The sequence below is a fragment of the Lapillicoccus sp. genome (assembly GCF_036559105.1).
Lineage (GTDB): Bacteria > Actinomycetota > Actinomycetes > Actinomycetales > Dermatophilaceae > Lapillicoccus.
Genome location: NZ_DATBTV010000053.1, coordinates 53064 through 75258, shown reverse-complemented (window position 1 = coordinate 75258; position 22195 = coordinate 53064). Strand labels below are relative to the sequence as shown.

Below are 22195 nucleotides of genomic sequence, written 5' to 3'. Positions count from 1 at the left end.
CATGTCGTCGAACGCTCACAGTGTCTCACCGAACGCCGTCACGAGCGCGCGGCGGTCGGGCTTCCCGGGCCCTCGTTGCGGGATCGTGTCGAGGACCAGCAGCCGATGGGGCAGTGCATGGTCGGGGACGACGCCGCGCAGGGCGGCACGGGCGTCCCGCAGGCTCGGAGTGGGGGCGCCGCGACGCAGCGTCACCGCCGCCGAGACGGCCTCTCCCCAGGTCGGGTGCGGGCTGCCCACGACGACGGCGTCGAGCACGCCGGGCACGAACCGCACGATCGCGTCCTCGACCGGTCCGGGCGCGACCTTGAGGCCGCCGGTGTTGATGAGGTCGTCGGCCCGCCCCCGGATCTCCAGCCGCCCGTCGTCGTCGAAGGCGCCGAGGTCGTCGGTCCGGAACCAGCGCACCCCGTCGGAGTCCACCGCGAACACGTCGGCGCTCAGCCGGGGCTGACCCAGGTACCCGAGCGCCACGGTCGCCCCACCGAGGACGACGTGGTGGTCGTTGTCGATGTGGACCTCGCTGACCGGCAGCGGGACCCCGTCGTAGACGCAACCGCCCGCGGTTTCGCTCATGCCGTACGTCGTCACCACTCGGACACCCGCCACCCTCGCCCGCCCGCGGTCGGCGGCCGACGTGGCCGCCCCGCCAACGAGGACGCCGTCGAACGAGCGCAGCGCGCGGATCCCCGCCGGGTCGTCGAGCAGCCGGGTCAGCTGGGTCGGGACCACCGCCGTGTACCGCCGCTCCGCCCCGGCGGACATCCGCTCGGCCACCTCGGCGAACCGCCCCACCTCGAACCCGCCGGCGAGGTCGAGGACCTCCGGCGTGGTCCCCGCCACGATCGACCGGACCAGGACCTGGAGCCCGGCCACGTGATGCGCGGGCATCGCCAGCAGCCAGCGACCCGGGCCGCCGAGCACCTCGTGCGTGGAGGTTGCGGACGCGAGCAGGCTCTCTGCCGAGAGCATGGCGCGCTTCGCGGTTCCGGTGGACCCCGAGGTCCCGACCACGACCGCCACACCGTCCGGCACGTCCTCCAGCAGCTCCAGCAGCTCCGGCAGATCCGGCAGCTCCGCCGGCTCGGGCAGCGGAGCGGACTCCGCCTGGGCGACGGGTTGCAGCGCGTCGCCGCCGGCCAGGGCCTTCTCGAGATCGCCGAGGACCGAGAGGACCGCCGGACCGCGCGGGACCACCAGGCGCCGCAGTCCGGTCATGCGCCGATGGTACGTGTCGGTCCGCGCGGTTCAGCCTGCTCGAACGGGCAGGGCGGGTATGCGAGGAGTCACCGCCCACCGCCCGGACGGGGCCGGTGCGGGACTACTCGCGCGGTCGGGTCATCGCCATGACGTCGAGCGCGTCGTCCAGCTGCTCCTCGGTGAGGTGGCCCGAGTCGAGGTAGCCCTCGTCGATGACGACGTCGCGGATCGTTCGGCCCTCCTTCAGGGCCTTCTTCGCGACGGCTGCGGCGTTCTCGTAGCCGATGTACCGGTTCAGCGGCGTGACGATGCTCGGCGACGACTCCGCGAGGTGCCGCATGTGCGACACGCGGGGCTCGATACCGTCGACGCACCGGTCGGCGAGCAGCCGCGACACGCTGCTCAGCAGCCGGATCGACTCGATGACGTTGCGGGCCATCACCGGGATCATGACGTTGAGCTCGAAGTTCCCCGCCGTGCCGGAGAAGGTGACCGCCTGGTCGTTGCCGATGACCTGCGCGCAGGCCATCATCGTCGCCTCGCAGATGACCGGGTTGACCTTGCCGGGCATGATCGAGGAGCCCGGCTGCAGGTCCGGGATGAGGATCTCGCCGAGTCCGGCCCGCGGCCCGGAACCCATCCAGCGCAGGTCGTTGCAGATCTTGTACAGGCTGACCGCCACGGTCTTCAGCGCGCCGGACGCCTCGACGAGACCGTCGCGGGAACCCTGCGCCTCGAAGTGGTTCCGGGCCTCCCGCAGTGGCAGGCCGGTCTCGTCGACCAGCATCCCGATGACCTTCTCGGCGAACCCGGCCGGCGTGTTGATGCCGGTACCGACCGCGGTGCCGCCCAGCGGAAGCTCGGCCACCCGGGGGAGGACCGCCTCGAGCCGTTCCACCGCGTACCGGACCTGAGCCGCGTACCCGCCGAACTCCTGTCCGAGGGTGACGGGCGTGGCGTCCATGAGGTGCGTGCGCCCGGCCTTGACGACGTCGGCGAAGTCGTCCGACTTGCGCTCCAACGACTCCGCGAGGTGGGTCAGCGCGGGCACGAGCTCCTGGACGATGGCGGCGGTCGCGGCGAGGTGCACGGCGGTCGGGAAGACGTCGTTGCTGCTCTGCGAGGCGTTGACGTGGTCGTTCGGGTGGACCCGCGAGCCGTCGCGCGAGGCAATGGTCGCGATGACCTCGTTGGTGTTCATGTTGCTCGACGTGCCCGATCCGGTCTGGTAGACGTCGAGCGGGAACTCGTCGTCGTGCCGTCCGGCGGCGACCTCGGCCGCCGCGGCGACGATCTTGTCGGCGATCTCGGACGGCACGACGCCCAGCTGGGTGTTGACCCGCGCGGCCGCGCCCTTGATGCGGCCCAGGGCGTGGACCACGGCCGGCTCGATCGGCGTGCCCGAGATGGGGAAGTTCTCGATGGCCCGTTGGGTCTGGGCCTGGTACAGCGCGTCGCGCGGCACCCGGACCTCGCCCATCGTGTCGTGCTCGATCCGGTAGGCGTCGGCGTCCGGCTGCGTCGTCGTCAGCTCGTCGGTGGTCATCACCCCAGTCTGCCGCGTCTGTCTGCGCGGGGGGCGAGGAGGTGACCGATCCGATGCGGGAGGCGGCAGGATGAGCGCCATGGACTCGACCGCGTTGGCAGAGGGACCGACCGAGCCGTTGACCCGGCTGGCCGTCGCCCACGGGGTCGCCACCGACTACTGGGACTGGCAGGGGCAGCACGCGCCGATCTCGGCGGCCACGATCGAGGCGGTTCTCGCGGCTCTCGGCGTGCCGGCGCACACGCCTGAGGAGGTCGAGACGTCGCTGCGCGAGGTCGGGGACCGGTTCTGGCGGCGGACGCTCCCGGCGACCGTCGTGACGCGGGAGGGCTGGGCACCCCGGGTCTACGTGCACGTCCCGGACGGCACCGGCGTGCGGCTCACCGTCGACCTCGAGGACGGTCGCGAGTGGGAGGTCCGCCAGGTCGACCATCTCGTGGCGCCGCGCGAGGTCGACGGCGTCCGGGTGGGGGAGGCCGCGTTCGAGCTGCCGTGGAACCTCCCGCTCGGCTGGCACCGGTTGGTCGCGCACGTCGACGCGCCGGCGTTGGACCCGACGACGACGGCGGCGACCGTCGTCGTCACGCCGCACCGCCTCGCCCTGCCCGAGGGGCTCGACGAGCGGCGCGGGGTCGGTGTGGCGACGCAGCTCTACCAGGTTCGCTCGGAGGGGTCCTGGGGCATCGGCGACCTCGGCGACGCGGCGCGGCTCGGCGCGTGGGCGAGCGCGGACCACGCCGCGGACTTCCTCCTCGTCAACCCGCTGCACGCGGCGGAGCCCATCGCGCCGATGGAGCCGTCGCCGTACCTGCCGACGACCCGCCGGTTCCTCAACCCCCTGTACCTGCGGGTCGCGGACGTCCCGGAGGCCGCCGAGCTCGACCCGGAGGACGCGGCTCGGCTGACGGCGCTGGCCGCGCACGGGCGGGCGCTGAACACGGTCGACGGGATCGACCGCGACGGGTCCTGGGAGCTGAAGCGGGCCGCCCTGGGGCTCGTGCACGCGGTGGGCCTGACCGGGAGCCGTGCCGACGCATACCGTGCCTTCCTGGACGGCGAGGGGGAGGGGCTGGTCGCCTACGCCACCTGGTGCGCCCTCGCCGAGGCCCACGGCCTTCCCGCCACGACCTGGCCGCCCGAGGTGCAGGACCCGCTCGGCGAGGGCGTCGCGCGCTGGCGCGAGGAGCATGCCGACGAGGTCGACCTGCACTGCTGGATGCAGTGGCTGCTGGCCGAGCAGGTTCGCGACGTCCAGTCCGTCCTGCGGGCTTCGGGTATGCGGGTCGGCCTGGTCGAGGACCTGGCCGTCGGGGTGCACACGCAGGGCTCCGATGCCTGGTCGTTGTCCGACGTCCTGGCCGGGGGGGTCTCGGTGGGGGCGCCCCCGGACCAGTTCAACCAGCTGGGGCAGCGCTGGGACCAGCCGCCGTGGCGTCCGGATCGCCTGGCTGAGCAGGGGTATCGGCCGTTCCGCGACATGGTGCGTGCTGCTCTGCGCGACTCGGGCGGTGTGCGGATCGACCACGTGATCGGGCTGTTCCGCCTGTGGTGGATCCCGCGCGGGATGACGCCGGATCAGGGTACCTACGTGCGGTACGACCACGAGGCCCTCATCGGCATCCTCGCGCTCGAGGCGCAGCGGGCGGGTGCCGTCGTCATCGGCGAGGACCTCGGCGTCGTGGAGCCGTCGGCGCGCGAGTACCTGCTGGAGCGGGGCGTGCTCGGGACGTCGATCCTGTGGTTCGAGTGGGACGGCCACGGGCCACGGCCGCCGCAGCGCTACCGGAGCCTGTGCCTGTCCTCGGTGACCACCCACGACCTGCCGCCGACGGCGGGGTACCTCGGCCTCGAGCACGTGGCGATCCGCCAGCGCCTGGGCCTGCTGACGCGTTCGGTCGAGGAGGAGCGGGAGGCCGAGCTCGGCGCCATCGGTCACGTGCGCTCGGCCCTGGTGCTGCGGGGCCTGCTCGAACCGGAGGCGTCGCAGGAGGACCTGCTGGTCGCGTTGCACGCCTGGCTCGGCCAGACGCCGAGCCGGATGCTCGTCGTCGGCCTCTCCGACCTGGTGGGCGACCGTCGCGCGGTGAACCAGCCGGGGACGCTGGACGAGTACCCCAACTGGCGGGTCCCGCTGACCGACGCCGCCGGCCGCCTGGTCCGGCTGGAGGACGTCACGGCGGCGTCCGAGGGGCTGGCGGCCCGGATCTTCGGAGCCCTCGGTACCCGCTGACGTCTTCCAGACTCACGTTGTTGTCGGTTTCCGGGTGTTCAGCCGTCCGAAAGCCACAACAACGGGAGTCTGGAAGGTGAAGGGGCGTAGTGGACACACGCAGAGCCGTTTGGGGTGGTTCTTCCGCGTGGGGGAACCGAAAATGCTCCCCACTGTCAATGGTCAGCCCGTGAAGGTCGCCGTCGGGTCGTCGTCGACCTCGGCCAACAGCTCGACGATGGACCCGAACTGGCGGTTGCCGTCGGCATATGGGTGCCACCGGCCGTTGCGGTCCGCCCAGTGGAGTGACCAGTCCCCGCTCTCGGGGCGGTAGCGCAGCCGCGCCATCGGGAGGTGGCTCCACTCGGTCGCCGGCGGATTCCACGGCGCTCCCGATTCGCAGAGGGTGACGCTCCGGCCGCGGCGATACTCCACCCGGATGGTGTCCGCCACTCGTGAAGGAACGGCGTCATCGCACCAGCGCCGGATGTGTGCGAGGTCGGTCTCGGGAACCGCTGGAGGAGGCATCCGTGTCCTCAGAAGTACCAGGGGAACGGGGACCAGTCGGGCTCGCGCTTCTCGAGGAACTGGTCGCGCCCCTCGACCGCCTCGTCGGTCATGTAGGCCAGTCGCGTCGCCTCCCCGGCGAACACCTGCTGCCCCATCAGCCCGTCGTCGACGAGGTTGAGGGCGAACTTGAGCATCCGCTGGGCCGTCGGGGACTTGCCCATGACCTCACGCGCCACCTCCAGCGCGGTCGACTCCAAGGCGTCGTGCGACGCCACGATGTTCACGGCACCCATCCGGTGCATGTCGTCGGCCGAGTACGTTCGCCCCAGGAAGAAGATCTCCCGCGCGAACTTCTGGCCGACCAGACGGGCCAGGTAGGCGGACCCGTACCCGCCGTCGAACGAGCCCACGTCCGCGTCGGTCTGCTTGAACCGGGCGTGCTCCCGTGACGCGATGGTGAGGTCGCAGACGACGTGCAGCGAGTGCCCGCCACCGGCGGCCCACCCCGGGACGACGGCCATCACGACCTTCGGCATGGTGCGGATCAGCCGCTGAACCTCGAGGATGTGCAGCCGCCCGCCGGCGGTCTGCGCCCGCCCGGCGTCCACCGTCGACGCGGTCTCGCCCGCCGCGTACTGGTACCCCGACCGACCCCGGATCCGCTGGTCGCCGCCGGAGCAGAACGACCACTGTCCCTTCCCCGACGGGCCGTTCCCCGTCAGCAGGACGACGCCGACGTCCGGCGTCTGGCGGGCGTGGTCGAGGACCCGGTACAGCTCGTCGACGGTGTGCGGCCGGAACGCGTTGAGCACGTCCGGCCGGTGGAAGGCGACCCGGACGACACCGACCCCGCGGGCCCGGTGGTACGTCACGTCGGTCAGGTCGAAGCCCGCCACCTCGTCCCAGGCCGAGGGGTCGAAGATCTCGCTGACGGGCGACGGCTCGGGCACGGAGCGAGGATACGGCTCCCCGCGGTACGGCCTCAGCCCCCGGCCGGCGCTCGGGCTCAGCCCTCCTGCAGCGTCGTCGGCGCTCCGTGCACCGCCGGGACCCGGCCCATCCGGCCGCCCTCGAAGTCCTCGAACGCCTGCAGGACCTCCTCCCGGGTGTTCATGACGAACGGTCCGGCCCACGCCACCGGCTCGCGGATCGGGCGACCGCCGAGCACCAGCACGTCGAGCCCGGGCAGTCGGCTCTCCTGCCCCCGGCTGGCCCCGACGGAGACCACGTCGCCGGCGCCGAGCACGACGAGGTTGCCGGTGCCCACCGGCGTACGGTCGGGACCGACGGTCCCCTCGCCGGACAGGACGTAGACGAGCGCGTTGAACTCGGCGGGCCACGGCAGGTCGAGCGCGGCGGTCGGGGCCAGGGTGGCGTGCACGAGCGCCATCGGCGTATGCGTGGAGCCGGGTCCCTCGAGGCCCGCGACGTCGCCGGCGATGACGCGCACGAGCGTCCCGCCGTCCGAAGACGTCCCCAGCGCGACCGACGAGGCCCGCAGGTCCTGGTAGCGCGGCGTGACCAGCTTCTGGTGGCGCGGCAGGTTGACCCACAGCTGGATCCCGTGGAACAGGCCACCCTGGGTGACCAGCCACTCCGGCGGCGCCTCGATGTGCAGCAGGCCCGACCCCGCGGTCATCCACTGCGTGTCGCCGTTGGTGATCGTCCCGCCACCACCCTGGCTGTCCTGGTGGTCGAAGACGCCGTCCATGATGTAGGTGACCGTCTCGAAGCCCCGGTGCGGGTGCCACGGCGTGCCCTTCGGCTCGCCCGGCGCGTACTCCACCTCGCCCATCTGGTCCATGTGGATGAACGGGTCCAGCCGTCGGAGGTCCACGCCGGCGAACGCCCGCCGGACGGGGAAGCCCTCGCCCTCGAACCCGCTCGGGGCCTCGGTCCGCTGGACCACCGGACGCGGCACCGCCGCGAGGGCGGGAGCCGCGATGCGCGGCAGGACGCTGGTGTCGGACACGGTGATGGCGGGCACGGGGACCACTCCTTCAGTCGGCAGTTGATCCTTCAACGAGTGTAGGGACCTCCGGCATTCCGCGGCCACCGTACGCTCGGGACCGTGCCGATTCCCGAGTTCGTCGCCCGTCTGCGAGAGCACGTGGGCCGGGACCTGCTCTGGCTCCCCGGCGTCGCCGCGGTCGTCCTGCGGCCGAGCCCGGTCGACGGCATCGACGAGGTGCTCCTGGTCCAGCGCGCCGACACCCTCGCCTGGACCGTCGTGACCGGCATCCTCGACCCGGTCGAGGAGCCCGCCGTCGGCGCCGTCCGCGAGGTTCTCGAGGAGACCGGGGTGGTGGCCCGCGCCGACCGCCTGGTCTGGGCGCATACGACCCCGGTCGTCGAGTTCACCAACGGCGACCGGTCCGCCTTCCTCAGCCTCTGCTTCCGCTGCTCGTGGGTCGAGGGCGAACCCGTCGTCGCCGACGACGAGTCGGTCGACGCGCGCTGGGTCCGGGTCGACGAGCTGCCGCCGATGTCGGCGGGCCAGCTGCGTCGCATCGAGCTCGCCCGCGCGAACCAGCCCGAAGCCGTCTTCGCCACATGACGCTGCCCGCCCTGGGCGACCTGCTCGACGGTATGCGGGTCGTCACCCTTCCCCTCCGCATCCGGTTCCGGGGCGTGGACCACCGCGAGGCGGTCCTCCTGCACGGGCCGGCGGGGTGGGGTGAGTTCGGACCCTTCCTCGAGTACGACACCGCCGAGTCGTCACGGTGGCTGGCGGCGGCGATCGAGGCGTCCTGGGAGGGCTGGCCGGCGCCGCGTCGGGACCGGGTCGCCGTCAACGCCACCCTCCCGGCCGTGCCCCCCGACCAGGTGGCGGGGGTCCTCGCGCGGTACGACGGGTGCGGCACCGTGAAGGTCAAGGTGGCCGAGCCCGGGCAGTCCCTCGCCGACGACGTCGACCGGGTCGCCGCCACGCGCGCCGCCGCCGGCCCGGACGTGAAGATCCGCGTGGACGCCAACGCGGCCTGGGACGTCGACGAGGCGCTCCGGCGCATCACGGCGCTGGCTCGCTACGACCTCGAGTACGCCGAGCAGCCCTGCCCGTCGGTCGACGACCTCAAGGCGCTGCGAGTTCGGCTGGCCCGCAACGGGATCGACGTGCCGATCGCCGCCGACGAGTCGATCCGCAAGGCCGACGACCCGATCCGCGTCGCCCGCGAGAGGGCCGCCGACATCGTCGTCGTCAAGGTGCCGCCGCTCGGCGGGGTCCGCCGGGCGCTGGAGATCTCCGCCGAGTGCGGCCTGCCCACCGTGGTCAGCTCGGCCCTCGACTCCTCGGTCGGCATGGCCGCCGGCGTCGCGCTCGCGGCGGCACTGCCCCGCCTGCCGTATGCGTGCGGCCTCGGCACCGTCGAGCTGCTCGCGCACGATGTGGCCCACGACCGGCTCGTGCCGGTCGGTGGCTCGGTGGCGGTCGGCCCGGCGCGGGCCGACGACGACCTCGTCGAGGCGGCGGCCGCCGCCCCGGACCGTGTCGACTGGTGGCGGGCGCGGGTCTCGAGCGGTTACGCATACCTGCTCGACCGCGCCGCTTCGAGGTCCTGAGCGATGCTCCAGGTCTGCCTCAACGGCAGCCGCCGTCCCCACGAGAAGGTGCCCGTCACCCTGACCCAGATCGCCGAGGCGGCCGTCGAGGCGGTGGCCGCCGGGGCCCAGTCGGTCCACGTGCACCCGCGAACCGACCTGGGCCGCGAGACCCTCGATGGTGAGCTCGTGGCGCTCACGGTCGACGCGGTACGCCGCGCCGTACCCGGCGTCCCGGTCGGGGTGACCACGCGGGAAGGCCTGGTGCGCGACGGCGTCGAGCGCCTTGCGGTGGTGAGCCGTTGGCCCCGCCCTGACGACGGTGGACCGGACTTCGCCAGCGTCAACTGGCACGAGGGGATGTCCGTCGACCTCGCCACGGTGCTGCGGACGCGCCACATCGGGATCGAGGCCGGCCTCTGGACACCGAGCGCCGCCGCCGACTTCGTCGGGCGACGCTGGCCGTGGCAGGTGATGCGTGTCCTCGTCGAGGCCGTCCCTGGCCACACGCCGGGCGGGTACGGCACCTGGGCGGTCGAGCGCATCCTCTCCGCGCTCGGCTCCCAGCCGGCACCGCGTCTCGTGCACGGCGAGGACCAGTGGGCCTGGCCGGTGCTGCGGTGGGCTCAGCAGCAGGGGTACGACACCCGGATCGGCTTGGAGGACACCCTGTTCGACGAGGCCGGCCTTCGCGCGCGCAGCAACGCGGCCTTGGTTCGCGAGGCCGTCACGGGACGGCGCGAGCTCTGACTTCGGGGGTCCCTGTGCACCGCCCACGCCGAGGCTGGTTACATGAGATCGTGCCTCAGGCTGTCCTCCGTCCGGTCGGCGACGAGCGGCATCGCGCCGCGACCGCTCGCCTCCTCGACGACCTGGCCGCCTTGTCCCCGGATGCGCCCGTGCGGTTGGGTAAGCGGACCTCGAACCTCTTCCGCCAGCGCACCACGGACTCCACGCGACTCGACGTCTCCGACCTGAACCACGTCATCGACCTCGACCCGGTCTCACGAACGGCCCGCGTCCAGGGCATGACGACCTACGAGGACCTGGTCGCGGCGACCCTGCCGCAGGGGCTCATGCCCCTCGTCGTCCCGCAGCTGCGCACGATCACGCTCGGCGGCGCCGTCACCGGCCTGGGCATCGAGGCGTCGTCGTTCCGCTCCGGCCTTCCGCACGAGTCGGTCCTCGAGGCGGAGATCCTCACGGGCGACGGCGAGATCGTCGTCGCTCGCCCGGACGGGGAGCACGAGGACCTCTTCCGCACGTTTCCCAACTCCTACGGCTCGCTGGGGTATGCGCTCAGCCTCACCATCGAGCTCGAACCTGTGCACCCGTTCGTCGTCCTGCAGCACGTCCGGTTCGGGTCCCTGCTCGACGCGCAGGACGCCATCGGCGAGGTCATGCGCACCCGCGCCTGGGACGGCGAGGACGTCGACTTCCTCGACGGCGTCGTGTTCTCCCACCACGAGATCTACCTGACGCTCGGCCGCTGGGCGGACTCCGTTGTGGGACAGGCGGGCCCGAGCGACTACACCGGACAGCAGGTCTTCTACCGGTCGCTGCAGCAGCGCGAGCGGGACGTCCTGACCGTCCACGACTACTTGTGGCGGTGGGACACCGACTGGTTCTGGTGCTCGCGGGCGTTCGGTGCGCAGCAACCGCTGGTCCGCCGGCTCTGGCCGAAGAGCAAGCTGCGCAGCGACGTCTACTGGAAGATCGTCGCCTTCGAGAACCGGCACCACGTCATGGCCCGACTGGACGCCCGGCGCGGCAAGCCGGCTCGGGAGCGGGTGGTGCAGGACGTCGAGATCCCGCTGGACCGCACCGCCGAGTTCCTCGACTGGTTCCTCCGCGAGGTCCCGATCGAACCCGTGTGGCTGTGCCCCATTCAGTTGCGCCGGGAGACTAGGGTGGTCTCTGGAGAGACACCGTGGCCCCTCTACCCGATGGCGCCGGGGCAGCCCTACGTCAACGTCGGCTTCTGGTCGACGGTCCCGATCGAGCCGGGACGCGAGGACGGCGACGTGAACCGGGCCATCGAGGACGAGGTCGGCCGTCTCGGCGGTCACAAGTCCCTCTACTCCGACGCCTACTACGACGAACCCACCTTCGACCGCCTCTACGGCGGTGCCGAGTACCGCCCCGTGAAGAAGCGGTACGACCCCCGGGGACGGCTACCCACCCTCTACGACAAGGCGGTGCGCAGACGATGACGACCTTGATGAACCGGACCGGAAGCACCATGACCGTGGGCGACGCGTTCACCCGGGTGTTCGGGCCGACCGCGACCGTGCGGTTCGAGGCGTTCGACGGTTCGGCCACCGGGCCGGTCGAAGCCCCGTTGCACCTGGAGCTGCGCAGCAAACGCGGGCTCGACTACCTGCTCACCGCACCGAGCACGCTCGGCCTCGCCCGCGCATACCTGCAGGGGGACCTCGTCCTCGAGCCGATCGACGAGGGCAACCCGTACGACGTCCTGCGGTACATCGAGGACAACCTGGCCCCGAGCAGGCCCTCCCTCCGGGAGCTGCCCGAGCTCGCCCGCTTCTTCCGCATGTACCGTCCGCAGATCCACGAGATCCCCAAGGAGGAGACTCCGAGCCAGCTGCGCCGCATGGCTCGCGGCTTCACCCACGGTCGGGCCCGCGACGCGGAGGCGATCCACCACCACTACGACGTGTCGAACCGGTTCTACGAGCTGCTGCTCGGCCCGTCGATGGCATACACCTGCGCGGTCTACCCCACGCTCGACGCGACGCTCGAGGAGGCCCAGGAGGAGAAGTTCGACCTGGTCTGCCGCAAGCTCGAGCTGCGGCCGGGTATGCGGCTGCTCGACGTCGGCTGTGGCTGGGGAGGCATGGTGCGTCACGCCGTCCTCCACTACGGCGTCACGGCGATCGGCGTCACGCTCTCCCAGGAGCAGGCGAGCTGGGGAGCCGAGCGGATGGCGCGCGAGGGGCTCGACGACCGCGGCGACATCCGGCACGGCGACTACCGCGACGTGGCCGAGGGCGGGTTCGACGCGGTGTCGTCGATCGGCCTCACCGAGCACATCGGGGTGGCCAACTACCCGGCCTACTTCCGGTTCCTGCGCGGCAAGCTCCTGGAGGGCGGTCGACTGCTGAACCACTGCATCACCCGCCCGGACAACCAGCACCCGGGCATCCCTTCGCGAGGGTTCATCAACCGCTACGTGTTCCCGGACGGCGGCCTCACCGGCTCGGGCGACATCGTCACGGCCATGGAGGACCAGGGCTTCGAGGTGCGCCACCACGAGAACCTGCGCGAGCACTACGCGATGACGACCCGGGACTGGAGCAACAACCTGTCGGCGAACTGGGACGCCGCCGTGGCCGAGGCCGGCCTCAACGTGGCGCGGGTCTGGGGGCTGTACCTCGCCGGGTCGCGGCTGTCGTTCGAGCGCAACCGGATCCAGCTCCACCAGGTGCTCGCCTCGAAGACGACGGAGCTGGGCGAGTCCGGGTTCGGGCTGCGGCCGACCTGGGGCAGCTGACCTGACGGTCAGCGGGTCGTGGCCCGGCCGCGCCACCAGCGCCAGGCGAGGGTGACGAGCACGGCGCCCACGACCGAACCGATGATGCCGCTGGGCCGCAGCTCGATGCCGTCGCCGCTGACCAGGCTGGCCAGCAGCCCTCCGACGAACGACCCCACGAGGCCGGCGACGAAGGCCATGGTCCAGTCGATCCCCTTGCCTCCCCGGCCGAGGAGGAGCTGGGCGGCAGCGCCGACCAGCATGCCGAAGAGGATGAGCGCGATGATGAGCACTGCCGCAGCGTAACGTGGGAATCTCTCCTCCCCGACGAAGGTTGTCGCCAGCGTGAGCCCCGACCACGTCCGACTGTCCGTCCTCGACCTCGTGCCCGTCCGCACGGGGCAGTCCACGTCAGAGGCGCTCGCCGCGTCGGTGTCGTTGGCCCGGGTGGCGGATCGAGCCGGGTACCACCGCTACTGGGTGGCGGAGCACCACAACATGCCGTCCGTCGCGGCGACCAACCCGGCGGTACTCATCGCGGTGATCGCCGGCGCAACGGAGCGGATCCGGGTCGGTTCCGGCGGCGTCATGCTGCCGAACCACGCGCCGCTGGTCGTGGCCGAGCAGTTCGCGCTGCTGGAGGCAGCCCATCCCGGCCGGATCGACCTCGGCATCGGACGGGCTCCGGGGAGCGACCCGGTGACCAGCTGGGCGTTGCGGGCCGGTGGCAGCGTCGAGGCCGACGCGGTGAACCGCTTCCCCGAGTACGTCGAGACGGTCATGGCCATGATGGACCCGGCCGGCCTGCCGCTGGACCTCCAGGGACGCCCCTACCTGCTGCACGCGACCCCGTCGGCCTCGTCCACACCGCCGGTGTGGCTGCTCGGTTCGTCGGACTACTCGGCCCGGCTCGCCGCCGAGCTCGGGCTTCCCTACGTCTTCGCCCACCACTTCTCGGGGCAGGGCACCGCCGAGATGCTCGCGCTGTACCGCGAGACCTTCCAGCCGAGCCCGTACGCGTCGGAGCCGGTCACCTTCCTCACCGTGAACGTGTGCGTCGCCCAGACCGACGAGGAGGCGCAGCGGTTGGCGCGCCCTCAGGAGCTCGCGATGGTGGCGCTGCGCACGCACGGCGCCCTCCAGCCCCAGCTGACCGTCGAGGAGGCCGCCGAGGTCTCCCTGCCGCCCGAGCACGAGGACCTGGCGCGGGCGATGCGCGAGCGCTGGGTGATCGGGTCGCCCGAGACCGCCCGGGCCCAGATCGACGAGCTCGCGGAGCGCTTCGCCGTCGACGAGGTCATGGTCCATCCGGTGGCCGGGTCGTCCGCCGGGAGTGACCGCCGCCGGTCGCCGGCGCGCGAAGCGACTCTCGAGCTGCTGGCCGGAGCCGCCGTCCCGCGCTGACGCGGTCGTCTACCCGCGGGCCGCCTGCCGCTTCAGCTCGGCGCGCGCCAGCGCGTTCTTATGCACCTCGTCCGGGCCGTCGGCGAACCGCAGCGTGCGGATGCCGGCCCACGCGGCGGCGAGCGGGAAGTCCTGGCTGAGCCCACCGGCGCCGTGGGCCTGGATGGCCTTGTCGAGGATCCACTCGACGGTGGCCGGCGTCGCGATCTTGATCGCCTGGATCTCGGTGTGCGCGCCCTTGTTGCCCACCGTGTCCATCAGCCACGCCGTCTTGAGCACCAGCAGCCGCAGCTGCTCCAGGCGCACCCGGGACTCGGCGATCCAGTCGCGTATCACGCCCTGCTCGGACAGCGGGCGTCCGAACGCGGTCCGGGACGAAACCCGGTCGCACATCAGCTCGACAGCCCGCTCCGCGACGCCGATCGAGCGCATGCAGTGGTGGACCCGGCCGGGGCCCAGCCGGGCCTGCGCGATGGCGAACCCGTCCCCCTCGCCGGCGATGAGATTCTCGGCGGGCACCCGGGCCCCGTCGAGGACCAGTTCCGCATGGCCTCCGTGGTCGCGGTCGTCGTAGCCCATGACCGACATCGGGCGGACCACCGTGAGACCCGGCGTGTCCCGCGGCACGAGGATCATGCTCTGCTGCCGGTGACGCTCGGCCGACGGGTCGGTCTTGCCCATGACGATGAAGACGGCGCAGTCCGGGTTCATCGCCCCGGTGATCCACCACTTCCGGCCGGTCACGACGTAGGAGTCGCCGTCCCGCTCGATGCGGGTGGCGATGTTGGTCGCGTCGGAGGAGGCGACGTCGGGTTCGGTCATCGCGAACGCCGATCGGATCTCGGCTCGCAGCAACGGTTCCAGCCACTCGGCCTTCTGGGCGTCACTGCCGAACTGGTCCAGGACCTCCATGTTGCCGGTGTCTGGCGCCGCGCAGTTCAGGGCGGCCGGCGCGAGCTGGATGGCACGCCCGGTGATCTCGGCGAGCGGGGCGTACTGGAGGTTGGTGAGCCCCGCGCCGGCCGGCCCTGGCATGAACGCGTTCCACAGACCGCGCTCGCGGGCCTCCGCGCGGAGGGACTCGAGGACGGGGACCCGGCTCCAGGCCCACGGGTCGTCGAGCTCGGTCATCTCGCGAGCGAACACCGCCTCGGCGGGGTGCACCCGGGTCTCCATGAGGTCGAGGAGCGACTCCCGCAGCTCCTCCGTGCGCGCGTCCCAGCCGAAGTCCATCAGTCCCGCCTTCCGGTCTCGTCCTGCCGTAGCGACTCGAGCCCCATCGCCACCAGGGGCTCCACCATCGCGCCGATGCCCGCGAACCCGTCGCCCAGGGTCTGTCCGTGCACGTGCCGGTAGTGGATCCCTTCGAGGACCACCGCAAGCTTGAAGCAGGCCAGCGCCTCGTGGAAGCCGAGGTGACCGAGGTCGCGGCCGGTGCGCGACGCATACCGCTGCACGACGTCCTCTCGACTCGGGAAGCCGGCCGCCTGGGGGGCGGTGGAGACGCCGGCTCCGACGCCGAGCGCGGCGATGCGCTGGTAGGTGAGCAGGAGCGCGACGTCGGTCAACGGGTCGCCGAGGGTCGCCATCTCCCAGTCGACCACCGCGCCGACCGCGTCGTCGGGTGTCACGAGGACGTTGTCGAGCCGGTAGTCGCCGTGGACCACGGTGCCCGGCCCGTCGGCGGGGATGCGTTCTCCCAGCCGGGTCCGCAGCTCGGCGATCCCGGCGACCTCGCGGCTGTGCGACGCGTCCAGCTGCTGGCCCCAGCGGCGCACCTGGCGGGCGAGGAAACCCTCCGGCCGGCCGAAGTCGCCCAGCCCGACTGCGGCAGCGTCGACGAGGTGCAGGTCGGCGAGGGTGTCGACCAGGCGCTCGCCGATCTCGCGGGTTCGGTTCTCTCCCAACGCCTCCAACTCGGCCTCGGTCCGGTAAGGCACGCCGTCGACCAGCGACATCACGTAGAACGGCGCCCCGACCACCGACTCGTCGGCACACCACGCATACGTCTCCGGCACGGGGACTGGGGTGTCCTGAAGGGCCGAGATGACGCGGTACTCGCGCCCCATGTCGTGGGCGGTCGCGAGCACGTGGCCGAGCGGGGGGCGACGGACGACGACCGACGTCGTGCCGTCGGACACACGGTAGGTGAGGTTGGACTTGCCGCCGGCGATGAGCTCTCCCGTGAGGGTGCCGTCCAGGAGGGACGGCGCCGCCTCGTCGAGCCACCGGCGCAGCGCGGAGAGGTCCAGACCCGGCGGGTCGGCGGTCACGCCTCCCACACGACCCGTCCGACCGTGGTGCCGTCGGCCAGCCGCTGGACGCCTTCCGGGAGCCCCTCGAACGACACGCGCTCTCCGACGACGGGGGCGATCGCGCCGTCGGCCACCAGCCGGACCAGCTGCTCGTGCGCCGCCCGCACCCGGGCCGGGTCGACCTGGGCGTAGAGCCCCCAGTGGAGACCGAGGATCGAGTAGTTCTTCACCAGGGCGTGGCCGAGGGGTGGCTGCGGCATCGTGCCGCTCGCGAACCCCACGACGACGATCCGGCCCTCGAACGCGACGCACTTCGTCGACTGCGTGTAGGCGTCGCCACCGACCGGGTCGAACACGACGTCCGCTCCGCGTCCGCCGGTCACCGCCTTCACCACCGCCACGACGTCCTCGGTATGCCGGTCGACGACGACGTCCGCACCGCACCGGCGCGCCACCTCGGCCTTGTCGGGGCCGCCCACCACCGCGACGACCCGAGCTCCCGCAGCCTTGCCCAGCTGTACGGCGGCCGTCCCGACCCCGCCGGCGGCCGCGTGCACCAGCAGGGTCTCGCCCGGCTGCAGCCGCGCCCGCTCGTGGAGGGCGAACCAGCCGGTCTGGTAGGCGATGACGAACCCCGCGGCCTGCGCGTCGTCCAGACCGGCCGGCGCCGGGAACGTCACGGCGGCCTCCATCAGCGCTTCCTGCGCGAACGACCCGTGCGGCAGCACGCAGGTGCCGACCACCCGGTCGCCGACACCGACGTCGACGACGTCCCTCCCGACGGCCAGCACCTCTCCGCAGGTCTCGACGCCCGGCGTGAACGGCCGTTCCGGCCGGACCTGGTACTCGCCGCGGCACAGCAGCACGTCGGGGAAGTTCACCGGCGCCGCCACCACCCGCACGCGGAGCTGCCCGGGTCCGGGCTCGAGGGGTGCCACGTCCGCCACGCGCAGGGCGGTCGCCGGCTCGCCGACGGCCGTAACCCGCCAAGCCCTCACGGCCGCGCTCCCGCGTCGAGCTTGGCCTGCAGCCGGCCCATGCCGGCCAGCCACGCGTCGGGGTGGGTGGCTCGGGCCTGGTAGTACCCGGCCACCTCGGGATGTGGCAGCACGAAGAAGTCGTCGCCCTGCAGCGCCTGCCACACCACGTCGGCGACCTCTTCCGGCTCCAGCGCCCCATCCCGGGTGAGCAGCTCCTTCAGGGGGCCGGCCTCGTCGAGCATCCGGGTCCGAACGCCCTGCGGGCAGATGGCCTGGACGACGATGCCGCGGTGCCCGTAGGTCGCCCGCAGCCATTCCGCGAAGGCCACCGCGGCGTGCTTCGACACCGAGTACGGCGCGCTGCCGAGCATGGTGAGGAGGCCCGCTGCTGACGCCGTGACGACGAACCGTCCTTCGGAGACCCCGGACTCCGTCCGGTCTCCCCGTGGCTCCACCCCGTCGGCGGCCAGCCAGCGCGGGACCAGGAGCCGGGCGGCGCGCACGTGCGCCATCACGTTCACCTCGAGGGCGGTGGCCCAGGCGGACTCCGGAGTGTCGAGGCCCCGGCCGACGTCGGTGCCGGCGTTCGCGAAGAAGACGTCCACCCGGTCCAGCGCGTTCATCGCGGTCTCGACGAGGAGGGTGACCCCGGCTTCGGAGGCGCAGTCGCCGACGACCGCGACGGCTCCCAGCCCGGTCGCGACCTCCTCGACGGTGGGGTCGAGGTCGGCGAGCACCAGCCGGAACCCCTCGGCCGCCAGGCGGGTCGCGATGGCCCGGCCGATCCCCCCGGCCGCGCCGGTCACGACGGCGGTCGAGCCCGACGCATACACCTCAGACGCCGCCCGTCATGGTGAGGCCGCCATCCAGGACGAGGGTCTGTCCGGTGACCCAGGAGGCGTCCGAGGACAGGAGGTAGGCGACGGCGCCGGCCACGTCAGCGGGCACGCCGAGGCGCTTGAGCGGGTACGTCGCCGAGACCTGTTCCTCGCGCCCCTCGTAGAGCGCGGTGGCGAACGCCGTCTTGACCACGGCGGGGGCGACCGCGTTCACCCGGATCGTCGGGCCGAGCTCGACCGCCAGCTCCTCGGTGAGGTGGATGAGCATCGCCTTGCTGGCGCCGTAGAACCCGATGCCGGGGGCGGGCTTGAGCCCGGCGATCGAGGCGACGTTGACCACCGCGCCGCCGTGCTCGCCCAGCCACGCCGCATACGCCTGCTGCACCCACGAGAGCGCGGCGATGCAGTTGACCTCGACGATCTTGCGAGCCGCGCCGAGGTCGAGCTGCATGAGCGGTCCGTATGCGGGGTTGATGCCGGTGTTGTTGACGAGCAGGTCGAGGCGCCCGAACGTCTCGACGGTGCGGGCCACGGTGTCGCGCTGGTGCTCGACATCGTCGGCCTTGCCGGCGACGGCCATCGCGTGCTCGGGTCCGCCGAGCTGCTCGACCGCCGCGTCGAGCGCGTCCTGGCGGCGCGCGGTGACGCAGACCCTGGCGCCCTCGTCGACCAGTCGCTGGGCGATGCCCAGGCCGATGCCCCGGCTCGCGCCGGTGACGAGCGCCACCGACCCGTCGAACCGTCCCATCCGGGCCTCCTCCGTCGACGTCACTCAGGTAAGCGCTTGCTTACCTTGGCTTACCCGAACCGTCCCGTCAACCGCGTGCGTGCCGTCCCCGAGGGCGTCCGCCGGGCAGCCGCCGCAGGAGCTGCGCGAGCAGGTCGCCGACCTCCGGGACCCGCATCAGGAGGGTGAGCCCGAAGTAGACGAGGGAGAACACCACACCTCCGAGGGCGAGCTCGACGAAGGCCGACCATCGACTCGTCGGCCCGTCGCGCAGCGGCGTGGTGGCGAGGTAGGCCAGCGCCGAGGCGGCCAGGCAGGCGGCGATCATCCGGACCCAGCTGGACCCCACCTCGCCGAGCCCGATCCGCCCGACCCGCCGCCGGACGAACCACATCCCGAAGGCGGCGCTGCAGACATTGCTGAGGACCAGGCCGATCGACACCACCGCCACGGTGATCTCCGGACGGAAGGTGAGTGCGAGCAGCGCAACTCCCGACGCGACGACGGTCAGCACGACCTGCTCGAAGAAGACCATCCGGCCGTCGTCGTGGGCGTAGAAGAACCGCTGGTTCAGCACGTCGATGCCGAACGGAACGATGCCCGGCGCCATGACGGCGAGGACCAGGGCCATGGCGGGAAGCTCGCGAGGGTCGCGGGAGGAGAAGAGCAGGGTCACGACGGGGAGCGCGAAGACGACGAGGGCGAACGTCGCGGGGATGGTGAGGACCGTGGGAAAGACGAGCCCGCGGCGGTACTCGGTGCGCAGCAGGTCCACGTCGTGGTCCTGGGCCGCCCGGGAGAGCCGCGGGTAGATCGCCGTGATGATCGAGAGGGTCACGAACCCGTGCGGCACCATGAAGATGAAGAAGGCTGAGGCGTACACCGAGATGCCGGCGACGAAGTCGGTGCTCGGCTGCTTGGAGGCGTGCCAGATGACCTGTGACGCGACGAGGTAGCTCAGCTGCGAGACCAGCAGCGCGATGAACGCCCAGCCCGCCACCTTCGAGGTCGTGCGGAGGCCGACTCCCCGGATCCCGAACCGGGGCTGCCACCGGAACCCGGTGCGCCACAGCGCGACGACGAGCACGAGCGCCTGCGCGACGATGCTGAGCGTCGCGCTGCCGGCGAACAGCCACACCATCGGCGCGGTCCACTCACCCGGGCTGACGTGGCCGTCGTAGAGCGCCATGAACGACAGCAGGCCGGCGATCGCGAAGACGTTGGCGACCGCCGGTGCCCACGCGAAGGCGGCGAACTGGCTCCGCGCGTTCAGCACCTGCCCGAGCACGGCGTAGAGGCCGTAGAAGAAGATCTGCGGCATGGTCAGGACGGCGAAGAAGGTGGCGAGCGCCCGGTCGTCCGGGGCGAGGTTCCCGGCGTAGAGGAAGACGAACCAGCCGGCCGCTGCGGTGCATGCGGCGGTCACGACGAGCATGCCGGCCGTGGAGAGGGTGATGATCCGGTCGGTGTACTCGCGACCACCGTCCGGCAGCCGCATGGCCTTGACGATCTGCGGGACGAGGACGGAGTTGAGGACCCCGCCGGCGATGAGCATGTAGATGACGTTCGGCAGGTTGTTCGCCGTCTGGAAGGCGTTCCCGACCAGGCCCTGGCCGATCGCGAGCACGATGAGCGACTGGCGCACGACGCCGAGGAGGCGCGAGGCCATCGTGCCGGCGGCGAGCGTCAGGCTCGACCGGGTGAGGCTCGGCGTGGAGGTGCTCATCGGCTCGATTGTCCCTGCGCCGTGGCCAGCGCGGTGATCGCCGCCGCCGTGGCGCGCCGCCGTGACCGGTCGACCCGGGCCTCGACCACTCGCATACCCCGTGGTTCGTCGGCCAGTGCTCGGCGCAGGCTCGACACGCTGTCGACTCGCGTGTATGCCGTGCCAGTCGCCCGGCAGAGGGCCCCGAGGTCGACGCCGTGGGGGGTGCCGAAGACCCGCTCGAACGCCGCGCCGTAGGGGTCGGAGCCCTGCTCCAGGGTCGCGAAGATCGAGCCGCCGTCGTCGTTGACGACGACCAGGGTCAGGTCGGGGCGAGGCTCGTCCGGTCCGAGGACCAGGCCGTTGGCGTCGTGGAGGAAGGTCACGTCGCCGAGCAGGGCCAGGGTGCGGGACGCGTCGCGGCGGCCGAGGGCGATCCCGACGGCGGTCGAGACGGTGCCGTCGATGCCGGACAGCCCACGGTTCCCGACGACGAACCGGTGCCCGTGCGGGGGGTACGGCGTGGTCATGAGGTCGAGGTCGCGGACGGGGTTCGACGAGCCGGCGACGAGGGTGGCGTGGGGGCCGACCGACGCGGCGACCTCGCGCGCGACGTGGAGGCCGTCGAGCTCGGGCAGCTCGTCGACGAGGAGGTCGAGTCGCGCCGAGAGGTGGCGGTCGGCGGCGCGCCATTCCTCGAGCCAGGCGGTGTCGTCCGCGGTGGGCCCGGCGTCGTCGACGGTGGGGAGGTCGCCGAGGTGGCGAGCCACCCGGCCCGGGTCGGTGACCACCCCGCCGGGTCCGGGGGCGGCGAGGACCTCGACGTCCTGGCTCGAGATGAGGCGGGCCACCGGGCGGGAGAGGGTCGGGTGGCCGAGGACGACGACGCGCTCGACCTCGTCGGCGAGCGGGCCGCCCAGGAGCAGCCGGTAGGTCCGGATCGCGTTGGCTCCGACCCGCGCCCCGGACGTCGGTTCCGCGAGCAGTGGCCAGCCGGCGCGCTCGGCGAGGATCCGGGCCTCCGAGCCGGCGTCGTCGCCCGCGACCACGACCGTGCGCTTCCCGCGCCGGAGCACCTCCACGCCCGCCCTCCGCCGGAGCACCTCGCCCCCCCGCCGGGCCCCGATGTCTGCGCTGGCGGAGGTGGCGTCGGAAAAGGTGGCGGGGGTGGTGTCGGAGGAGGTGGCGGAGGAGGTGGCGGGGGGCCACCACGGCTCGGACTCGGGCAGCAGCGGTTCTTCGAGCTGGACGTTGAGATGGGTCGGTCCGCGGCGCCGGGTCGCGACCGCCGCCGCCGCGGCGAGCTCCTCCGACGACGCGTCGACGCCGAGGTCGAAACAGGGGGCGAAGACCCCGAAGATGCCGTCCTGGCGGGTGGTCTGGTTGGCCCCGCTACCGCGCATCGCCGCCGGCCGGTCGGCGGCGAGGACGACGAGGCGTCGACCCGAGTGGGACGCCTCCATCACCGCCGGCAGCAGGTTCCCGACCGCTGTACCGGAAGTCGTCACCACCGCGACCGGCGTCCGCGACCCCGCGGCCAGCCCGAGCGCCAGGAACCCCGCCGTCCGCTCGTCGACCCGTACATGGAGCCGAACGTCACCGGCGGCGTCCGCCGCATACAGCGCCAAGGCCAGGCCGGCGGAGCGTGAACCGGGTGCGAGGACGACCTCACGGACCCCACCGGAGACGAGCGCGGCGAGTAGGTGTGCCGCGCGCTCCGAAGACCTCACGGCGCCATCACGACGCCGAGTATGCCTGCCGCCCACCTCCCGGACCGGACCACGGCC

20 protein-coding genes are annotated in these 22195 nt (G+C 72.4%); 7 read left to right on the top strand and 13 right to left on the bottom strand.

Annotated features, from left to right (window positions below; genetic code table 11):
* Window positions 1-15: 15 nt before the first annotated feature.
* Both menE and VIG79_RS07480 read right to left on the bottom strand, forming a co-directional pair.
* Entirely contained in the window at window positions 16-1218 is a 1203-nt protein-coding gene (gene menE / locus VIG79_RS07485) for an o-succinylbenzoate--CoA ligase (RefSeq protein WP_331884109.1), read from the bottom strand.
* A 103-nt stretch (window positions 1219-1321) separates the two neighbouring features.
* The gene (locus tag VIG79_RS07480) at window positions 1322-2746 is read right to left on the bottom strand and encodes a class II fumarate hydratase (RefSeq protein WP_331884107.1); all 1425 of its coding nucleotides are present in this window, start codon (window positions 2744-2746) and stop codon (window positions 1322-1324) included.
* 79 nt (window positions 2747-2825) lie between these two features.
* On the opposite strand from VIG79_RS07480, the gene malQ reads away from it, so the two are divergent.
* Window positions 2826-4976 (top strand): 4-alpha-glucanotransferase, encoded by a 2151-nt coding sequence (gene malQ / locus VIG79_RS07475; RefSeq protein ID WP_331884105.1) that lies wholly within the window; start codon window positions 2826-2828, stop codon window positions 4974-4976.
* A 162-nt stretch (window positions 4977-5138) separates the two neighbouring features.
* On the opposite strand, the gene VIG79_RS07470 is transcribed toward malQ, so the two are convergent.
* The 3 genes from VIG79_RS07470 to VIG79_RS07460 form a co-directional block, all read right to left on the bottom strand.
* The gene (locus tag VIG79_RS07470) at window positions 5139-5408 is read right to left on the bottom strand and encodes a DUF3024 domain-containing protein (protein ID WP_331884103.1); all 270 of its coding nucleotides are present in this window, start codon (window positions 5406-5408) and stop codon (window positions 5139-5141) included.
* Window positions 5409-5491: 83 nt separating this feature from the next.
* Window positions 5492-6415 (bottom strand): 1,4-dihydroxy-2-naphthoyl-CoA synthase, encoded by a 924-nt coding sequence (locus VIG79_RS07465; protein ID WP_331884101.1) that lies wholly within the window; start codon window positions 6413-6415, stop codon window positions 5492-5494.
* Between the two features lie 56 nt (window positions 6416-6471).
* Complete coding sequence (locus VIG79_RS07460; RefSeq protein ID WP_331884098.1) at window positions 6472-7452, bottom strand: pirin family protein; 981 nt, start codon at window positions 7450-7452, stop codon at window positions 6472-6474.
* 84 nt (window positions 7453-7536) lie between these two features.
* On the opposite strand from VIG79_RS07460, the gene VIG79_RS07455 reads away from it, so the two are divergent.
* The 5 genes from VIG79_RS07455 to VIG79_RS07435 are packed head-to-tail and all read left to right on the top strand — an operon-like array spanning window position 7537 to window position 12519.
* Window positions 7537-8022, top strand: coding sequence for an NUDIX domain-containing protein (locus VIG79_RS07455; protein WP_331884096.1), 486 nt, complete (start codon window positions 7537-7539; stop codon window positions 8020-8022).
* On the top strand, window positions 8019-9026 hold the full coding sequence (locus VIG79_RS07450) for an o-succinylbenzoate synthase (protein WP_331884094.1): 1008 nt from the start codon (window positions 8019-8021) through the stop codon (window positions 9024-9026). Before VIG79_RS07455 ends, VIG79_RS07450 begins: the two co-directional genes overlap by 4 nt.
* Before the next feature lie 3 nt (window positions 9027-9029).
* Complete coding sequence (locus tag VIG79_RS07445; RefSeq protein ID WP_331884091.1) at window positions 9030-9755, top strand: 3-keto-5-aminohexanoate cleavage protein; 726 nt, start codon at window positions 9030-9032, stop codon at window positions 9753-9755.
* 50 nt (window positions 9756-9805) lie between these two features.
* Window positions 9806-11218 carry an FAD-binding oxidoreductase gene (locus VIG79_RS07440; protein ID WP_331884088.1) on the top strand — a complete coding sequence of 471 codons (1413 nt, stop codon included), beginning with the start codon at window positions 9806-9808 and terminating at the stop codon, window positions 11216-11218.
* Window positions 11215-12519 (top strand): class I SAM-dependent methyltransferase, encoded by a 1305-nt coding sequence (locus tag VIG79_RS07435; protein WP_331884085.1) that lies wholly within the window; start codon window positions 11215-11217, stop codon window positions 12517-12519. Before VIG79_RS07440 ends, VIG79_RS07435 begins: the two co-directional genes overlap by 4 nt.
* An 8-nt stretch (window positions 12520-12527) precedes the next feature.
* Here VIG79_RS07435 and VIG79_RS07430 read toward each other — a convergent pair whose 3' ends face one another.
* On the bottom strand, window positions 12528-12791 hold the full coding sequence (locus tag VIG79_RS07430; protein ID WP_331884082.1) for a GlsB/YeaQ/YmgE family stress response membrane protein: 264 nt from the start codon (window positions 12789-12791) through the stop codon (window positions 12528-12530).
* 52 nt (window positions 12792-12843) lie between these two features.
* Between VIG79_RS07430 and VIG79_RS07425 the strand changes: the two genes are divergently transcribed.
* The gene (locus tag VIG79_RS07425; protein WP_331884079.1) at window positions 12844-13902 is read left to right on the top strand and encodes an LLM class flavin-dependent oxidoreductase; all 1059 of its coding nucleotides are present in this window, start codon (window positions 12844-12846) and stop codon (window positions 13900-13902) included.
* Window positions 13903-13911: 9 nt separating this feature from the next.
* On the opposite strand, the gene VIG79_RS07420 is transcribed toward VIG79_RS07425, so the two are convergent.
* From VIG79_RS07420 to menD, 7 genes are all read right to left on the bottom strand, one after another.
* Window positions 13912-15135: an acyl-CoA dehydrogenase family protein gene (locus VIG79_RS07420; protein WP_331884076.1), complete on the bottom strand. Its 1224-nt coding sequence runs from the start codon at window positions 15133-15135 to the stop codon at window positions 13912-13914.
* Window positions 15135-16175, bottom strand: coding sequence for a phosphotransferase family protein (locus VIG79_RS07415; RefSeq protein ID WP_331884075.1), 1041 nt, complete (start codon window positions 16173-16175; stop codon window positions 15135-15137). Before VIG79_RS07415 ends, VIG79_RS07420 begins: the two co-directional genes overlap by 1 nt.
* Window positions 16172-17155, bottom strand: coding sequence for an NADPH:quinone oxidoreductase family protein (locus VIG79_RS07410; protein WP_331884074.1), 984 nt, complete (start codon window positions 17153-17155; stop codon window positions 16172-16174). The genes VIG79_RS07415 and VIG79_RS07410 overlap by 4 nt, the downstream gene beginning before the upstream one ends.
* A complete protein-coding gene (locus VIG79_RS07405; RefSeq protein WP_331884072.1) occupies window positions 17152-17943 on the bottom strand; it encodes an SDR family oxidoreductase in 792 nt (263 codons plus the stop codon). The genes VIG79_RS07410 and VIG79_RS07405 overlap by 4 nt, the downstream gene beginning before the upstream one ends.
* Window positions 17944-17971: 28 nt before the next feature.
* A complete protein-coding gene (locus tag VIG79_RS07400) occupies window positions 17972-18724 on the bottom strand; it encodes an SDR family oxidoreductase (protein ID WP_331884069.1) in 753 nt (250 codons plus the stop codon).
* A gap of 67 nt (window positions 18725-18791) precedes the next feature.
* Entirely contained in the window at window positions 18792-20429 is a 1638-nt protein-coding gene (gene murJ, locus VIG79_RS07395) for a murein biosynthesis integral membrane protein MurJ (protein WP_331884067.1), read from the bottom strand.
* Window positions 20426-22138, bottom strand: coding sequence for a 2-succinyl-5-enolpyruvyl-6-hydroxy-3-cyclohexene-1-carboxylic-acid synthase (gene menD, locus VIG79_RS07390; protein WP_331884064.1), 1713 nt, complete (start codon window positions 22136-22138; stop codon window positions 20426-20428). The genes murJ and menD overlap by 4 nt, the downstream gene beginning before the upstream one ends.
* Window positions 22139-22195 lie beyond the last annotated feature (57 nt).

Coding starts and splice junctions, on each gene's coding strand:
- VIG79_RS07435 (WP_331884085.1), top strand. CDS start 11,215: ATGACGACCTTGATGAACCGGACCGGAAGCACCATGACCGTGGGCGAC.
- VIG79_RS07445 (WP_331884091.1), top strand. CDS start 9,030: ATGCTCCAGGTCTGCCTCAACGGCAGCCGCCGTCCCCACGAGAAGGTG.
- VIG79_RS07420 (WP_331884076.1), bottom strand. CDS start 15,135: ATGGACTTCGGCTGGGACGCGCGCACGGAGGAGCTGCGGGAGTCGCTC.
- murJ (WP_331884067.1), bottom strand. CDS start 20,429: ATGAGCACCTCCACGCCGAGCCTCACCCGGTCGAGCCTGACGCTCGCC.
- VIG79_RS07400 (WP_331884069.1), bottom strand. CDS start 18,724: ATGGGACGGTTCGACGGGTCGGTGGCGCTCGTCACCGGCGCGAGCCGG.
- malQ (WP_331884105.1), top strand. CDS start 2,826: ATGGACTCGACCGCGTTGGCAGAGGGACCGACCGAGCCGTTGACCCGG.
- VIG79_RS07480 (WP_331884107.1), bottom strand. CDS start 2,746: ATGACCACCGACGAGCTGACGACGACGCAGCCGGACGCCGACGCCTAC.
- menE (WP_331884109.1), bottom strand. CDS start 1,218: ATGACCGGACTGCGGCGCCTGGTGGTCCCGCGCGGTCCGGCGGTCCTC.
- VIG79_RS07450 (WP_331884094.1), top strand. CDS start 8,019: ATGACGCTGCCCGCCCTGGGCGACCTGCTCGACGGTATGCGGGTCGTC.